This window comes from Streptomyces sp. NPDC037401, assembly GCF_055602345.1.
This window is the reverse complement of the sequence record NZ_JBVJWO010000025.1, coordinates 18,721-34,864: the sequence shown is the minus strand read 5'-3', so window position 1 is coordinate 34,864 and position 16,144 is coordinate 18,721. Positions and strand designations below refer to the sequence as shown.

Here is a 16,144-nt window from a genome sequence, read left to right as displayed (position 1 = left end):
GCCGGGCCCGGGTGCCGCTCAGCGCGCGGGGGTGTGGCCCTCCGCGGCGTCCTGGTCGAGCGCGTGCTCCCCCTCGGTGTCCAGGTGCGGCAGCAGCCGGTCCAGCCAGGCCGGTGTCCACCAGGCGGCCTTGCCCAGCAGCGTCATCACCGCGGGCACCAGCAGCAGCCGCACCACGGTCGCGTCGATGAGGACGCTGGCGGCCAGACCCAGGCCCAGCATCTTGACGACGATGTTGTCCGAGACGATGAACGCCGCGAAGACGCTCACCATGATCAGCGCGGCACAGGTGATCACCCGTGCGGTGATCTCCAGCGCATGGGCCACGCTGGCCTTGGGATCGCCCGTGCGCAGCCACGCCTCGCGGACCCGGGACAGCAGGAAGATCTCGTAGTCCATGCTCAGCCCGAAGACGATCGCGAACATCATCATCGGGACGTAGCTCTCGATGGGCACCTTGCCGGAGACGCCCAGGGCGGGTCCGCCCCAGCCCCACTGGAAGACCGCGACGACCACGCCGTACGAGGCCGCGATCGAGAGCACGTTGAGCACGGCGGCCTTCACGGCGACCAGCAGGCCGCGGAAGACGATCAGGATGACGAGGAACGCCAGCGCCACCACCACGGCGATGATCAGCGGCAGCCGGCTCGAGACGATGTCCAGGAAGTCGACCTGCGCGGCGGTCGTGCCGGTGACGTACGTGTGCGCCTCCGTGCCCGCGACCGCCTGCGGCAGTACGTCGTCGACCAGATGGTCGGTGAGCCGGGTCGTCCGCTCGTCCTGCGGCGACGCCACCGAGTAGGCCGTGCCGATCAGCACGTCGCCGTCCGAGGTCGTGCGCAGCGGGGTGATCGAGGCCGCGTCCGGGACGTTCGTCAGCGCCTGCTGGAGCTTGGTGCCGAGCGCGGCCCGGTCGGATGCGGGCACGGCGGTCTGGTCGACGACCAGGGTCAGGGGTCCGTTGGCACCCGGTCCGAACGCCGTCGAGATCAGGTCGTAGGCACGCCGGTCGGTGAACGACTCGGGGTCGGCGCCGTCGCCGATGTGCCCGAGCTGGATGAAGAACACCGGGAACGCCAGGATCAAGAGCCCGACGACGCCGGAGACCAGGAACCACCACGGCCGCTTCTCCACGCGCTGCGCGTACCGGTGCCAGGTCCCGTGCGCCGGAGCGCCCGGCTCCGCGTCCGTCTCCGCGACCGGCTTGCGCACGTGGTACTTGTCGATGCGGCGCCCGACCAGGCCCAGCATGGCCGGGACCAGGGTGAGCGCGGCGATCACCGCGGTGACCACCGTGAAGGTGGCCGCCAGGCCCAGTTTGCCGATGAAGGTGACGCCGGAGACCCACAGGCCGGACAGGGCGATGACGACCGTGCAGCCGGAGACCAGCACGGCACGGCCGCTGGTGGTCGTCGCCAGGCCCGCGGAGTCGGCGGGATCGTGGCCGTTCATGAGGTTCTGGCGGTGACGCGTGATCAGGAACAGCGCGTAGTCGATGCCCACGCCGAGGCCGATCATGGTGGCCAGCGTGGGGGAGACCGTGCCGAAGGTGAAGGCGGCGGCCATCAGCCCCAGCAGCGCCAGTCCGCAGATCGCCCCGATGAGGGCGGTGACCAGGGGCAGCACGGCCGCGATGATGCTGCCGAAGCCGATGAGCAGTACGAGGATGGCCACGGCGAAGCCGATCGCCTCGCTGGTCCGGTCGTCGGCGTGGGGCCGGGCCAGTTCGCCGAGCGGGCCGCCGTACTCGACGGTGATGCCCGCGTCGCGCATCGGCTGCACGGCCTTGTCGACCCCGGGCAGGTACTCCGTACCGAGGGTGGACGGCGGCACGCTGAAGCGCACGGTGATGTACGCGGTCTTGCCGTCCGTCGACAGCGGGCCGGTGTTCGGCACGCCGGCGGGGGCGGGCGGAGGGGTGGTCCCCTGCTGCGGCAGCGGGTTCTGGGCGCTGAGGACGTCGGGCAGCTTCTGGAGGCTCGCGACGGCCGTGTTGATCGCGGAGGCGTCCTCGGTGAGCGCCGCGGACGGCTGGTTCAGCACGATCTGGGCGCCGTAGCCGCCCGCCGCCGGGTCGTGCGCCTTGAGGACGTCCAGGCCGTCGGCGGACTGCACCCCGGGGAGGGCGAAGTCGTCGGAGAACTGACCGCCCACGGCGCGGTCGGTGATCTGGAGACCCGCGACCGCGGCCAGCCACAGCGCGATCACGACGACGAAATGACGTGCGCACCAGTGTCCGAGCCGGTAGAGCGCGCTCTTCCGCGGTGCGCGCTTTCCCTTGTCCACGCTTGCTGCGTTCATGGTGTGACCGTCTCCGGTGTGGGGGTCCCCCGAGATCATTGTTTTCCGGGCCCGGCCGGGCGGCATCTCGGCGGCGCAGTGGCGCAGCGGCAGTGGTTCGCCGGGCTGAGGCCCCCGCCTTGCCCGATAGTGGAGGGCATGGAGCGCTACCCGCTCATCGCCGACCACGGGCTCGTGGGCGATCTGCAGACGGCCGCCCTGATCTCCGACGAGGGAGTGGTGGACTGGTTCGCGGCGCCGCGCTTCGACTCGCCCGGCATCTTCTCCGCGCTGCTGGACCACGACCGGGGCGGCCTCTTCCGGCTCTCGGTCGACTCGCCGGGCGTCACCGTCAAGCAGCTGTACTACCCGGACACCGCGATCCTGGTGACGCGGTTCATGTCGCCGGACGGCGTGGGCGAGCTGATGGACTGGATGCCGCCCGACCGCACCGGCCGGCCCACCGACCGGCACAGCATCATGCGCGTCATGCGCTGCATGCGCGGTGCCGTGCGCTTCACCCTGGAGTGCCGGCCGCGCTTCGATTTCGGCCGCAACCGGCACGAGACGCAGCTCGACGGCCGTACGGCCACCTTCCGCGCGCCCGGCGTCACGGCCTTCCTCCAGACGAACGTCCCGATGGAGCGGGGGGGCGAGCACGACGTGCGCGGGACCCTCACGCTGGCCGAGGGCGAGCGGGCCGGGGCGGCGTTCACCGTGGCCGGCCCGGACGCCGAGGCGCCGGTGCTGCCCGGCGCGGAGTCCGTCGAGAGCCAGCTGTGGGACGCCGTCGACTTCTGGCAGAACTGGGTGCGCACCACGCGCTACCGCGGCCGCTGGCCCGACATGGTGCACCGGTCCGCGATCACGCTGAAGCTGCTCACCTACCTGCCGACGGGCGCCCCGATCGCCGCGGCCACCCTCGGGCTGCCCGAACTCGTCGGCGGCGAGCGGAACTGGGACTACCGCTACACCTGGATCCGCGACGGGTCGCTGTCCGTGCGGGCCCTGCTCGACCTGGGCTTCGTCGAGGAGGCCGCCGCCTTCACCGCCTGGCTCACCGACCGGGTGACCGAGCGGGCGAGCGGGCCCTCGGCCGGCACCCAGCCGCTGCAGATCATGTACCGGGTCGACGGGGACCCGTGGCTGCCCGAGGAGGTGCTGGACCACTTCGAGGGCTACCGCGGCTCGTTCCCCGTACGCGTCGGGAACGCCGCCGTCGACCAGGTGCAGCTCGACATCTACGGGGAGGCCCTCTACGCCCTCGCCCAGGGCCGGGGCCTGGACGCCCAGCCCAGCTACCGCGGCTGGCAGGCCATCGCCTCGATGCTCGACTGGCTGGCCGAGTCCTGGGACAACCCCGACGAGGGCATCTGGGAGACGCGCGGCGGACGGCAGGACTTCACGTACAGCCGGGTGATGTCGTGGGTGGCGTTCGACCGGGGGCTGCGGCTGGCCGAGGAGTTCGGCCGCCCCGCCGCACGGGACACCTGGCGCACCGCCCGGGACGCGATCTTCGAGCAGGTCATGACGCGGGGCTGGAGCGCGCGGCGCGAGGCCCTGGCGCAGCACTACGGCAGTGACGTGCTCGACGCGTCGCTGCTGCTGATCCCGCGGGTCGGGCTGCTGAACCCCACCGACCCGGCGTGGCTGAGCACGCTCGACGCGATGGACCGCGACCTGGTCAAGGACAGCCTGGTGTACCGGTACGACCCCGCAGCCTCGCCCGACGGGCTGCGCGGCGCCGAGGGCACGTTCAGCCTGTGTACGTTCCTGCACGTGGACGCGCTGGCGCGGGCCGGGCGGGTGCGCCAGGCCCGGTTCTCCTTCGAGAAGATGCTCACCTACGCCAACCACGTGGGGCTGTTCGCCGAGGAGATCGGCCCCAGCGGGGAGCAGCTCGGCAACTTCCCCCAGGCCTTCACGCACCTGTCCCTGATCATGGCCGCGACCACTCTGGACGAGGCGATCGACCGCCGTACCGGGCTGGTCGCAGGCCGCACGGGCCCGGTCGGCCCGACGGGCCCGCCGGCGTACTAGTCCGTGCCCGTGCCCGTACCTGTCCCCGTGGCGAGCAGTTCGTCCGCCGGTTCGTTCACCGGCTGTGGGACCCCGGTCAGGTCCATCACGAACAGCGGCACCCGCAGTTCGTCCGCCCTGGAGCGGGCCTCGTCCGTATAGCCCGCCAGCGCGAAGTACACGCTGTTCGCCGAGGCCGTGAGGCCGTTGAGCCACACGCACTCCACGGCCCGCAGTCCCGCCGGCGCGGTCGTCGGGTCCACCTGGGCCACCAGCCCCGGGGCCCGCAGGTCCACCGCCGCCGAGGGCACCGGGCGCGGGTCCGGCCGATGGACGTCCCGGAAGCCGAGCCAGCGCAGGTAGAGGGCCGCCGTGGCGACCGCGTCCCGCGCCGTGCGGATGGTCACCGGGCGGAACGCCGGGCGCGGCACCGGGGCGGTGGGCGGCAGGGGTACGTGCGGCGGGTGCTCCGACCCGGCCGTGCCGGACCCGGCCGGGCCGGACTCCGCGAGGCCGGACCCATCGAGGCCCGGGCCCGTCGGGCCCGAGCCGGGAATCCGGGTGCTCGCGGCCCGCCGGGCGGCCGGCTCCGCGGGGAGCACGGGCACCCGCGCGACCGTGCCGCAGGCACAGCCCGACTCCGGCTGCGGCCACTCGTCGCGCCGCCCGCAGGCCCCGCAGGTCACGGCCACCCAGCTGTCCGCCCAGTTCAGGTGCGTCAGTGCGACGGGAGCGGCGGCGAGGTCGAGCGGCGGGCTGACCGGGCTGCCGCAGGCGCACGGGAAGACCGGCGCGGTGTACGCGTTCTGGCACCCGCAGGCCGGGCAGCGCACCGGAAACGTCTCGGCCATCCGGACCCCCTGGCAGATCGGGGCAGGTCGCGCCCTCCGTCGCTGTGCGTACTCCATCGTCCACCACCTGCGACGCCGCAGGGCGGTTCTCCCCGGAATTCGTGCAACCGACGGCACGGTACGCGGCATTTGGTGGGTTCCGGGGTGCGGACCCGCCTTGACGGAACGACAGGACGCCTCTTAAGTTGTTCCGTATAGCAGAACAAAACTTCCGGATTACGGAAACGGCCTGATCGCAGGAGTACCGATGCCTCGTATGACCGCCGCCGCCGCGGCCGTGGAGATCCTCAAGCGCGAGGGTGTTGACCAAGCGTTCGGCGTGCCCGGCGCCGCGATCAACCCCTTCTACCGGGAGCTCAAGAACGTCGGCGGCATCAGCCACACGCTCGCCCGCCACGTCGAGGGCGCCTCGCACATGGCCGAGGGCTACACCCGCGCCAAGGCGGGCAACATCGGTGTCTGCATCGGTACGTCCGGCCCCGCCGGCACCGACATGATCACCGGCCTGTACTCCGCGATCGCGGACTCGATCCCGATCCTCTGCATCACCGGCCAGGCCCCGGTCTCGAAGCTCCACAAGGAGGACTTCCAGGCCGTCGACATCGCCTCGATCGCGAAGCCGGTCACCAAGAAGGCCACCACCGTCCTGGAGGCCGCCCAGGTTCCGGGCGTGTTCCAGGAGGCCTTCCACCTGATGCGCTCCGGCCGTCCCGGCCCGGTCCTCATCGACCTGCCGATCGACGTCCAGCTGACCGAGATCGAGTTCGACCCGGAGACGTACGAGCCGCTGCCGGTCTACAAGCCGTCCGCGACCCGCGCCCAGGCCGAGAAGGCCCTGAGCTTCCTGCTGGAGTCCGAGCGCCCGCTGATCGTCGCCGGCGGCGGCATCATCAACGCCGACGCCACCGACCTGCTGGTCGAGTTCGCCGAGCTGACCAACATCCCGGTCATCTCCACCCTCATGGGCTGGGGCACCATCCCGGACGACCACGAGCTGGCCGCCGGCATGGTCGGCGTGCAGACCTCGCACCGCTACGGCAACGCGACGTTCCTGGAGTCGGACTTCGTCCTGGGCATCGGCAACCGCTGGGCCAACCGCCACACCGGTTACAACCTGGACGCCTACACCAAGGGCCGCAAGTTCGTCCACGTCGACATCGAGCCCACCCAGATCGGCAAGATCTTCGCCCCGGACTACGGCATCGCCTCCGACGCCAAGGCCGCGCTGGAGCTCTTCGTCGAGATCGCCAAGGAGCTCAAGGCCGCGGGCAAGCTGCCCGACTTCTCTGCCTGGGCCGCTTCCGCGCAGGAGCGCAAGGCCACCCTGCAGCGCCGCACGCACTTCGAGAACATCCCCCTGAAGCCGCAGCGCGTCTACGAGGAGATGAACAGGGCGTTCGGCCCGGAGACCCGCTACGTCACCACCATCGGCCTCTCCCAGATCGCCGCTGCGCAGTTCCTGCACGTCTACAAGCCGCGCAACTGGATCAACTGCGGCCAGGCCGGCCCGCTCGGCTGGACCATCCCGGCCGCCATCGGTGCCGCCACCGCGGAGCCCGGGACCCCGATCGTCGCCCTGTCCGGCGACTACGACTTCCAGTTCATGATCGAGGAGCTCGCGGTCGCCGCGCAGCACAAGGTCCCCTACGTCCACGTCCTGGTGAACAACGCCTACCTGGGCCTGATCCGCCAGGCGCAGGGCGGCCTGGGCATCAACTTCGAGGTCAACCTCGAGTTCGAGAACATCAACACCCCCGAGCTGGGTGTCTACGGTGTCGACCACGTCAAGGTCGCCGAGGGCCTGGGCGTCAAGGCCATCCGCGTCACCGACCCGGACAAGCTGGGCGAGGCCTTCGAGCAGGCCAAGAAGTGGGCCCAGGAGTACCAGGTCCCGGTCGTCGTCGAGGCCATCCTGGAGCGCATCACGAACATCGCGATGAGCAAGACGGTCGACATGAGCGACGTCACCGAGTTCGAGGAGCTCGCCACCGAGCCCGGCCACGCGCCGACCGCGATCAAGGCCCTCCAGGTCTGATCCGCCCCGCACCACTCCCGCGGCCCCCGTTCCTCCTTCCGGAGGGCCGGGGGCCGCGGGCGTTCACCCGGCGGCCGGCATCTCCCAAACAAATTCTGCAAAATATCTTTTGGAAACTGCCCGGTGCGCCCTACGCTCCCTCCCATGGACAGCAAACCCAAACGGCGCGTGCTCGATCCCGACCGGGACGCAGCCGCCCTGAAGGCCCTCACCCACCCCCTGCGCGTCCGGCTGCTCGGCCTGCTGCGCCAGGACGGCCCGGCCACGGCCAGCGAACTCGCCGTCGTCACGGGGGAGTCCTCGGCGTCCACCAGCTACCACCTGCGGGTGCTGGCGAAGTACGGGTTCGTGGCCGAGGCCGAGCACCGGGACGGGCGCGAGCGCCGCTGGCGGTCCGTGCACGTGCTGACGTCCTGGAGCAACGAGGCCATGGCCGCCTCGCCCGCCACCCGAGCCTTCGTCGGCGCGATGCGCAGGCGCCAGGTGGAGCACCTCGAGGCGACCCTCGTACGCCACGAGGAGGACATGGAGCAGGGGCGGCTCGGCCGGGAGTGGGCGGAGCCGTCCGGGATGAGCGACCTCCTGTACCGGCTCACCCCGGAGTCGCTGACCGAGCTCTGGGAGGCCTTCCACCGGACGGCCGGGGAGCTGGCCGCCCGCGACGCGGGGGACCCGCGCGCCGCCCAGGTGGTGCTGCTCACCGCCGGCTTCGCCCTGGCACCCCGCACCAACGACCCCGCGCAGACGGACACCGGCCCCGGGACGGACGGCGGTGCGGGTGCGGACGCCGAGGGGGAGTCGTGACGGCGGCCCCCGACCTGCGCACCGCACGCCGGCGCTACGTCACCGTCTGCGCCCTGTTCTGGCTTCCGGTGGGTCTGACCATCGCGCCGCTGGTCCTGCTCTTCACCGAGCGCGGCATGCCCATGGCGGCGATCGCCGGCTTCTTCGCCGCGCACTCCCTGACCGCCGCCGTACTGGAACTGCCCACCGGGGGACTCTCCGACGTCCTCGGCCGCCGCGCCGTCCTGGCCGCCGCAGGGGTGCTGAACCTCGTCGCCTTCGTCCTCCAGGCCCTGGGCGCCACCGCCACGGCCCTCACCCTCGGCATGGTGCTCATGGGGGCGGGCCGCGCCCTCTCCAGCGGCCCTGCCGAGGCCTGGTACGTCGACACCGTCCAGGGCCGCTCCGGGCCGGACGCCGACCTGCGCACCGGGCTTGCCCGCGGCTCCACCGCGACCTCCGCCGCACTCGCCGCCGGCACCCTGCTGGGCGGCAGCCTTCCCTGGCTGCTCGGACTCGGCCCCGACCTCGGGGCGCGGCTGACCGGAGCCACCTCCGGTCTGCTGCTGCCCCTCTCCGTCCCGGCCCTGCTGGGCGCGGCCGTGGAGCTGCTCTTCGTGCTGTACGTACTGACGGCCCTGCGGGAGCCGCCCCGGCCGCGGGTCGCCCCGGCCGGCGTGCTGCGCGCCGTCCCCGCCACGATCGCGGGGGGAGTGCGGCTGGGCGGGCGCGATGCGCTGGTCCGGCGGGTGCTCCTCAGCGCGGGGGCCGCCGGCGCCGCCCTGGCCACGGTCGAGCTGCTCACGCCGGGCCGGGCCGCCGCCCTCACCGGCGCGCCGGAGTCGGGGGCGGTGGTCTTCGCCGGACTCGCCTGCGCCGGCTTCGTGTGCTCCGCCCTGGGCAGCCACTTCGCACCGCTCGCCGCCCGCCTCGCCGGCGGCAGCGAGCGCGCGGTCCTGGCGGGCCTCGGCCTCAGCGCCTGCGGGCTGTTCCTGCTCGGAGGCACGGCGGCGGCGACGGGCGCCGTCCCGGCGGTCCTCGCGGTCACCGCCTACTGCCTGATCTACCTCGGGCTCGGCGCGGCAGGGCCGAACGAGAACGACGTCCTGCACCGCCGTGTCACGAGCGCGGGACGTGCCACCGCGCTCTCGGTCCAGTCCCTCGCCCTCCAGCTCACGGGCGCCCTCGTCGGTCTGCTCGTCGGCTTCCTTCCGGCGGGCCCGCTGCCCTGGCTCCCCGGCGCCGCCGTCCTGCTGGCGGGAGCCCTTCTGTGGGCCGGCCGCGGGACGCCCGCGGTGCCGGACACCGCCGCCTCCCCGCCGCAGCCGGCCGGTACGCACGCGCGGGGGTGAACGGCCGCGCCCCGGGCACGACAAAGCGCCGGGTCACGGGACCGTCCGTGACCCGGCGCTCCGGCCTGGTGGAACTGTGACCGCCCGACGGTGCGAGGCTGGCGCGACAGGACGTTCGCACCACCGGGCGGAGTATGGACAGGGGGCACTGTGCGTTGCCCCCTATATATAAGGAGTGGCTGGGACCGCGGTGGTGGCGACAGACCCTCCGGCTTCGTCTCCCTCAGGTCAAGAGACGGGCCTCGGAGCCTTTACCACCGCACTGGCTCGACACCACCGCGGTCCTCGTCCTGCCCATTGCCGTGAACCACCCCTCATCCGGGTCCGCGGCAGCGGGCTGGCACCCGGGGTCTGACCTCCCGTCAGACCCCCGGCGCGTTCTGTGGGCTCAGTCCTCGCGCAGGGCGCGGACGGCCTCCTCGACGCGCTTGCCGTAGTCGGCGTCGGCGGCGTGGAAGTGAGCCAGGTTCTTCTCGATGACGTCCTCGCGGGAGACCTGCGACAGGCCGCCGGCGATGTTCGCCACCAGACGCTTCTTCTCGTCCTCGGACATCAGGCGGAAGAGCTCACCGGCCTGGAAGAAGTCGTCGTCCTTCGTGTGGGCCGGGGCCTCGTGGGTGCCGGTGTGGCCGGAGACGGCCAGCGGGGCGCCCAGCGCCAGGCCGGACTCGGCCGGGCCCTGGTACGAGTTGGGCTCGTAGTTCTTGTCGTGGCGCGAGCCGTTGCGCAGCGCCATGGCGCCGTCACGGCCGTAGTTCTGCGCCTCGGTCGCCTTCGGGGCGTTGACCGGCAGCAGGGTGTGGTTCACACCGAGGCGGTAGCGCTGGGCGTCGGCGTACGCGAACAGGCGGCCCTGGAGCATCTTGTCCGGCGAGGCGGTGATGCCCGGGACGAAGTTGTTCGGGGAGAAGGCGGACTGCTCGACCTCGGCGAAGACGTTCTCCGGGTTGCGGTCGAGGACCAGGCGGCCCACGCGCTGCAGCGGGTAGTCGGCGTGCGGCCACACCTTGGTGAGGTCGAACGGGTTGAAGCGGTAGTCCGCGGCCTCGGCGGCGGGCATGATCTGGACGTAGAGGGTCCAGCTCGGGTTCACACCGCGCTCGATCGCCTGGAGCAGGTCGGTCTGGTGCGAGTTCGCGTCCTTGCCGACGAGCTCGGCGGCCTGCTCGCCGGACAGGCAGCGGATGCCCTGGTTCGTCTTGAAGTGGTACTTGACGAAGAAGGCCTCGCCCTGCTCGTTCGTCCACTGGTAGGTGTGGGAGCCGTAGCCGTTCATGTGGCGGTAGGACGCCGGGATGCCGCGGTCACCCATCAGCCAGGTGATCTGGTGCGTCGCCTCGGGGGCGTGCGCCCAGAAGTCCCAGACGTTGTCCGCCTCCTGCTTGCCCGTGAAGGGGTCGCGCTTCTGGGAGTGGATGAAGTCGGGGAACTTGATCGGGTCCTTGATGAAGAACACCGGGGTGTTGTTGCCGACGAGGTCGTAGTTGCCGTCCTCGGTGTAGAACTTCAGCGCGAAGCCGCGCGGGTCGCGGACCGCGTCCGCGCCACCGAGGGAGTCGGCCACCGTCGAGAAGCGCAGGAACGTTTCGGTCTTCTTGCCGACCTCGTTCAGGAACTTCGCGCTCGTGTACGCCGTGACGTCGTCGGTCACCTCGAAGTAGCCGTACGCGGCGGAACCGCGGGCGTGCACGACGCGCTCCGGGATGCGCTCACGGTTGAAGCGGGCGAGCTTCTCGAGGAGCTGCTGGTCCTGGATCAGGAGCGGGCCACCGACGCCGGCGGTGGCGGAGTTCTGGTTGTCGGCGACCGGGGCGCCGGACTCGGTCGTGAGCACGCGCTTCGACATGGTGACCTTCCGTACGGGAGCTGCTGACGGAAAGCGTCTTCCGCCATGCGGATGAGCCTAATTTCAGGCTGAACGCGACGTCAACAGTTTGTTGAACAAAGATGGAGAGAGGTGCTCCGGACAGCACCGGCGCCTGGGCGCGACAGGACAGGTGTCAGCACCGGTGCCGTCCGGAAACTCAAGTCCCCCGGAGGGGAGGGGTGGCTCAGACCTGCTGGCCGGAGAGGCGCTCGACGGCGCGCAGCAGGGCCGAGTGGTCCAGGCCGCCGTCACCCTGGGCGCGCAGCGAGGCGACCAGCTGGGCGACGACCGCGCCGACCGGAAGGGCGGCGCCGACGTTGCGGGCCGCGTCGGTGACGATGCCCATGTCCTTGTGGTGCAGGTCGATCCGGAAACCGGGCTTGAAGTCGCGGTTCAGGAAGTTGTCCTTCTTGCGGGTCAGCACCGTGGAGCCGGCCAGGCCGCCGTTGAGGACGTCCAGGGCGGCCTGGAGGTTCACGCCGGACTTCTCGAGGAAGACCACGGCCTCGGCGCACGCCTGGATGTTCACCGCGACGATGAGCTGGTTGGCGGCCTTCACCGTCTGGCCGGAGCCGTGCGGTCCGCACAGGACGATGGTCTTGCCGAGGGCCTCGAGGATCGGCAGGGCCGCCTCGAAGTCGGCCTGCTCGCCACCCACCATGATCGACAGCACGGCCTCGATGGCGCCGGCCTCGCCGCCGGACACCGGGGCGTCGATGACGCGGATGCCCTTCTCGGCGGCGTTCTTCGCCAGGTCGACCGAGGTCTGCGGGGTGATCGACGACATGTCGATGATCAGCGCGCCGGACCTGGCGTTCTCGAGGATGCCCTCGGGGCCGTAGTTGATGGCCTCGACCTGCGGGGAAGCGGGCACCATCGTGATGATGACGTCGGCGTCCTTGACGGCCTCGGCGATCGAGCCGGCCGCGGTGCCGCCGGCGGCCGCCAGGCGGTCCAGCTTGTCCTGCTCCAGGGTGAAGCCGGTGACGGAGTAGCCCGCCTTCAGCAGGTTCTCGGACATGGGCGAACCCATGATGCCGAGGCCGACCCAGGCGATCGACGGAAGCGTGGCGTTGCTCATGATGAGGTCCTTCTCTTAAAGCTACGTACGAAAAGTGACGAGGGTGCCTGGCGGAACGCCCGGACTTTGTCCTCTTACTCGGCGGCGCGGGCCTCGGCCGGCAGCCACTCGAAGGACGCGGCGGCGTCGGCGGCCTTGTACTCCAGGCCGACGAAGCCCTGGTAGCCGGCCTTCTCGAGCTGGTCGAGGAGGTCCTCGAGGGGCAGCTCGCCCGTGCCCGGGGCACCCCGGCCCGGCTTGTCCGCGATCTGGACGTGGCCGGTCTTGGCGGCGTACTTTTCGATGACCTCGGAGAGGTCCTCATCGTTCATCGCCAGGTGGTACAGGTCCAGCAGGAACTTGGCGTTCCCCAGGCCCGTCGCCTCGTTGACCTTGTCCACGACCTCGATCGCGGACGGGGCGCTCACCAGCGGGTAGAGCGGAGACTCGGGCTTGTTCAGCGTCTCGATCAGCAGGATCGCGCCGACGCGGTCCGCTGCGCGGGCCGCGATGACCAGGTTCTCCAGGGCGAGTTCGTCCTGGACGGCCGGGTCCACCCCCTCGACGCGGTTGCCGTACAGCGCGTTGAGCGCCTTGCAGCCGACCGACGCGGCGAAGTCCGCCGCGATGTCGATGTTGGCGCGGAAGCGGTCCGACTCCTCGCCGGGTACCGAGACCGCACCGCGGTCCGGGCCCGGCAGCCGGCCGGCGTAGAAGTTCAGGCCCACCAGCTGGGTCCCGGCGTCCTCAAGAGCCTTCTTGAGGGCGTCGAGCTCCGCCTGAGCGGGGGTGGGGGTCTCGATCCAGGGCCACCACAGCTCGACCGCGGTGAAGCCCGCCGCGGCGGCGGCCGCGGGGCGCTCCAGGAGCGGGAGTTCCGTGAAGAGGATCGAAAGGTTCACATCGAAGCGCTGGTCCGTGTATCCCATGAGGGGTGTGCGCTCCTTCCGTATTGCGGAAGTTGTTTTCTGCTTGATGGAAGGTTGCATGGCTTCGCGAGCGGATGTCAAGTGGGTGCTGCCGGAATTTCCCGGTCGGGGTAGCTTGACCGGGTGCGATTGAGAGTGGAGTTCACGACCGAGCCCTTCGACCTCGAAGAGGCCCCTGCCCATGCCGTGGCTGCCCGCGAGGTCATCCAGAAGGCGCAGCTGGACGCCGTGGACGTCGGGCCGTTCGGCAATACCGCAGAGGGGGCGGCCGACCGGGTGCTGACGGCGGTGGCCGCACTGCTGCGCGACTCGCTGGAGGCCGGCGCCACCCGCGTCTCGCTCCAGGTGAACGTGATCGGGGAGGACACCCCATGACCGAGCCCCGTGACCACCCGTTCGTCGCAGCGGTCAAGCCGCTCGTCGACGCGATGGGCGGCGAGCTGATGGAACCGGACCGGGCCACGCCCGACGACGTCGTACTGGCCTGGGAGGGTCGGGACCTGGTGGCCGTACGGCTGCCGCAGCTCTCCGACTCGCTGGACCGCATCCTGGCGGCGCTGGAGCGGCGGCACGGCGTACCGCTGGCGCAGCTCGACCGGAAGACCAAGCAGGACGTGGTGCGCATACTGGAGGCGCGGGGCGCCTTCTCCGTGCGCCACGGCGTCGAGACGGTGGCCGGCGCCCTCGGCGTGAGCCGCTTCACGGTCTACAACTACCTGAACCGGGACGCGGGCACCCCGGCGAAGTCCGACGAGAACAGCCAGGGGTGACCGGCCCGTCACCAGCTGTCACGAGCCGCCGCCCGAATCGACCGGGCGGCGGCTTTTGTGTACGGGAAGTTTCAACAAAGTGTTGACGCGATGTTGTCGAGAGCGTTAGCTACTCCCAGCCCGTTCCAAGCACCAAGGCCACGGAGGCTTTCCCGTGACTTCGAGTACACAGCGCCTTCCGGGGGAGACCCCCGGACCCCCCGCGGGCCTCGCCCGGTTCAACACCCTGGTGGACGCCGCGGCCCAGGCCGAGCTCCACGAGGTGTGCGCCAGTTCGGCATGGGGGAGCAAGCTGCTCGCCCAGCGCCCGTTCGCCAGCGCCGATGCGCTGTTCGCCGCGAGCGACGCCGCGATGGCCGAGCTCACCGCCGCGGACCTGGCAGAGGCGATGGCGGGCCACCCGCCGATCGGCCGGCCGAAGCCGGGTGACCCGACGTCCGCGCGCGAGCAGCGCGGAATGGCCGGCGCCTCCGAGGAGCTCAAGGCCGAACTGCTCGAACTGAACCTGGCCTACCAGGAGAAGTTCGGTCACGTCTTCCTGATCTGCGCCACCGGTGCGACCGGTGAGCAGATGCGGGACGCGGTCAGGATCCGGATCGGGAACGATGCCGAGGTCGAGCGGGAAATCGCCCGCGGAGAGCTCGTCAAGATCAACCGGATCCGACTGACCCGACTCGTAGAAGGAGAGTGAGCATGAGCACCGAGACCACTGCTTCCGTGTCCACGCACATCCTGGACACCAGCGTCGGCCGCCCCGCAGAGGGCGTCGCCATCTCGCTGTCGTCCCGGAGCGGCTTCGACGCGGACTGGACGGCACTCGGCGGCTCCGCCACGGATGCCGACGGGCGCTGCAAGGACCTGCCGGCTCTGCCGGAGGGCACCACCCACGTACGTCTCGACTTCGAGACCGAGGCGTACTTCTCCAAGAAGCAAGCCGCCGAGGCGCAGCAGGACGCCCCCCGCGTAAGGGACAGCGGTGCGTTTTTCCCCGAGGTCACCATCACCTTCGCGGTGAACCCGGGCGAGCACTACCACGTACCGCTGCTGCTCAACCCGTTCGGCTACTCCGTTTACCGAGGGAGCTAGCAGACCATGCCCACGATTCTCGGCCAGAACCAGTACGGCAAAGCAGAGAACCGCGTCGTCAAGATCACGCGGGACGGCGACACGCACCACATCAAGGACCTGAACGTCTCGGTCGCCCTCTCCGGCGACATGGACGACGTCCACTACTCCGGCTCGAACGCCAACGTCCTGCCGACGGACACCACCAAGAACACGGTGTACGCCTTCGCCAAGGAGTACGGCATCGAGTCCGCCGAGCAGTTCGGCATCCACCTGGCGCGCTGGTTCGTCAACAGCCAGGAGCCGATCCAGCGGGCGCGCATCCGCATCGAGGAGTACTCCTGGGAGCGGATCCAGACCTCGGACTCGAACTCCAAGTTCATCGGCGCCGACGAGGTCAAGCACTCCTTCGTCCGCAAGGGCCAGGAGACCCGCGTCACCCAGATCACGTACGACGGCCAGAACTGGGAGGTCATCTCCGGCCTCAAGGACCTGATCGTCATGAACTCCACCAACTCGGAGTTCTGGGGTTACGTGAAGGACAAGTACACGACCCTGCAGGAGGCGTACGACCGCATCCTGGCCACCCAGGTGTCGGGCCGCTGGCGGTTCAACTGGACCGACGACGAGCAGCGGATGCCCAACTGGGAGAAGTCCTACGAGGCCACTCGCAAGCACATGCTCGAGGCCTTCGCGGAGACCTACTCCCTGTCGCTCCAGCAGACCCTGTACCAGATGGGTTCGCGGATCATCAACCACCGTTCGGAGATCGACGAGGTCCGCTTCTCGCTCCCGAACAAGCACCACTTCCTCGTCGACCTGGAGCCCTTCGGCCTCAAGAACGACAACGAGGTCTACTTCGCCGCGGACCGCCCGTACGGTCTGATCGAGGCCACGATCCTGCGGGACGGCGCCGACGCGCACATCCCCGTGGACATGACCAACCTCTGATCCTCCGGTGCGAAACGCGTCCCGGGGCTCCGCAGCGGCCCCGGGACGCGGCCCGACACACGATCACTTCCTGATTCGGCACCCGGACGCAACATACGGGGCGGCAGTACTGTCAGCTGTCAAGGCCCCCGGCTCCGGCACTCAAATTCCCTGGGCCTTGCCGTGCCCGCACCGCCACTGAA

General features: G+C 70.6%; 14 protein-coding genes. 9 read left to right on the top strand and 5 right to left on the bottom strand.

Annotated elements, in window-relative coordinates; all coding sequences use genetic code 11:
• Positions 1-18 precede the first annotated feature (18 nt).
• Complete coding sequence (locus ACZ7H1_RS25015; RefSeq protein WP_470789828.1) at positions 19-2,301, bottom strand: MMPL family transporter; 2,283 nt, start codon at positions 2,299-2,301, stop codon at positions 19-21.
• Between the two features lie 138 nt (positions 2,302-2,439).
• Here ACZ7H1_RS25015 and ACZ7H1_RS25010 point away from each other — a divergent pair, with 138 nt between their 5' ends.
• The gene (locus ACZ7H1_RS25010) at positions 2,440-4,320 is read left to right on the top strand and encodes a glycoside hydrolase family 15 protein (protein WP_470789827.1); all 1,881 of its coding nucleotides are present in this window, start codon (positions 2,440-2,442) and stop codon (positions 4,318-4,320) included.
• Here ACZ7H1_RS25010 and ACZ7H1_RS25005 read toward each other — a convergent pair.
• On the bottom strand, positions 4,317-5,150 hold the full coding sequence (locus ACZ7H1_RS25005) for a hypothetical protein (protein ID WP_470789825.1): 834 nt from the start codon (positions 5,148-5,150) through the stop codon (positions 4,317-4,319). The genes ACZ7H1_RS25010 and ACZ7H1_RS25005 overlap by 4 nt on opposite strands.
• 247 nt (positions 5,151-5,397) lie before the next feature.
• Between ACZ7H1_RS25005 and gcl the strand changes: the two genes are divergently transcribed.
• From gcl to ACZ7H1_RS24990, 3 genes are all read left to right on the top strand, one after another.
• Positions 5,398-7,185 carry a glyoxylate carboligase gene (gcl, locus tag ACZ7H1_RS25000; RefSeq protein WP_470789824.1) on the top strand — a complete coding sequence of 596 codons (1,788 nt, stop codon included), beginning with the start codon at positions 5,398-5,400 and terminating at the stop codon, positions 7,183-7,185.
• A 144-nt stretch (positions 7,186-7,329) separates the two neighbouring features.
• The gene (locus ACZ7H1_RS24995) at positions 7,330-7,989 is read left to right on the top strand and encodes an ArsR/SmtB family transcription factor (RefSeq protein ID WP_470789822.1); all 660 of its coding nucleotides are present in this window, start codon (positions 7,330-7,332) and stop codon (positions 7,987-7,989) included.
• Positions 7,986-9,320, top strand: coding sequence for an MFS transporter (locus ACZ7H1_RS24990; RefSeq protein WP_470789820.1), 1,335 nt, complete (start codon positions 7,986-7,988; stop codon positions 9,318-9,320). The genes ACZ7H1_RS24995 and ACZ7H1_RS24990 overlap by 4 nt, the downstream gene beginning before the upstream one ends.
• Before the next feature lie 388 nt (positions 9,321-9,708).
• On the opposite strand, the gene ACZ7H1_RS24985 is transcribed toward ACZ7H1_RS24990, so the two are convergent.
• The 3 genes from ACZ7H1_RS24985 to ACZ7H1_RS24975 form a co-directional block, all read right to left on the bottom strand.
• The gene (locus tag ACZ7H1_RS24985; RefSeq protein ID WP_470789818.1) at positions 9,709-11,166 is read right to left on the bottom strand and encodes a catalase; all 1,458 of its coding nucleotides are present in this window, start codon (positions 11,164-11,166) and stop codon (positions 9,709-9,711) included.
• Between the two features lie 205 nt (positions 11,167-11,371).
• Entirely contained in the window at positions 11,372-12,268 is an 897-nt protein-coding gene (locus ACZ7H1_RS24980) for a 2-hydroxy-3-oxopropionate reductase (RefSeq protein WP_470789816.1), read from the bottom strand.
• A 74-nt stretch (positions 12,269-12,342) separates the two neighbouring features.
• Positions 12,343-13,176: a TIM barrel protein gene (locus ACZ7H1_RS24975; protein WP_470789814.1), complete on the bottom strand. Its 834-nt coding sequence runs from the start codon at positions 13,174-13,176 to the stop codon at positions 12,343-12,345.
• Positions 13,177-13,299: 123 nt separating this feature from the next.
• Here ACZ7H1_RS24975 and ACZ7H1_RS24970 point away from each other — a divergent pair, with 123 nt between their 5' ends.
• The 5 genes from ACZ7H1_RS24970 to pucL all read left to right on the top strand — a co-directional run bounded on the left by ACZ7H1_RS24970 (position 13,300) and on the right by pucL (position 15,962).
• Positions 13,300-13,551 (top strand): YkoF family thiamine-binding protein, encoded by a 252-nt coding sequence (locus tag ACZ7H1_RS24970; protein ID WP_470789813.1) that lies wholly within the window; start codon positions 13,300-13,302, stop codon positions 13,549-13,551.
• Positions 13,548-13,946 (top strand): helix-turn-helix domain-containing protein, encoded by a 399-nt coding sequence (locus tag ACZ7H1_RS24965; protein WP_470789811.1) that lies wholly within the window; start codon positions 13,548-13,550, stop codon positions 13,944-13,946. The genes ACZ7H1_RS24970 and ACZ7H1_RS24965 overlap by 4 nt, the downstream gene beginning before the upstream one ends.
• 154 nt (positions 13,947-14,100) lie before the next feature.
• The gene (gene uraD / locus ACZ7H1_RS24960) at positions 14,101-14,637 is read left to right on the top strand and encodes a 2-oxo-4-hydroxy-4-carboxy-5-ureidoimidazoline decarboxylase (protein WP_470789809.1); all 537 of its coding nucleotides are present in this window, start codon (positions 14,101-14,103) and stop codon (positions 14,635-14,637) included.
• 2 nt (positions 14,638-14,639) lie between these two features.
• Complete coding sequence (gene uraH / locus ACZ7H1_RS24955) at positions 14,640-15,032, top strand: hydroxyisourate hydrolase (protein ID WP_470789808.1); 393 nt, start codon at positions 14,640-14,642, stop codon at positions 15,030-15,032.
• Between the two features lie 6 nt (positions 15,033-15,038).
• On the top strand, positions 15,039-15,962 hold the full coding sequence (gene pucL / locus ACZ7H1_RS24950) for a factor-independent urate hydroxylase (protein ID WP_470789806.1): 924 nt from the start codon (positions 15,039-15,041) through the stop codon (positions 15,960-15,962).
• Positions 15,963-16,144 lie beyond the last annotated feature (182 nt).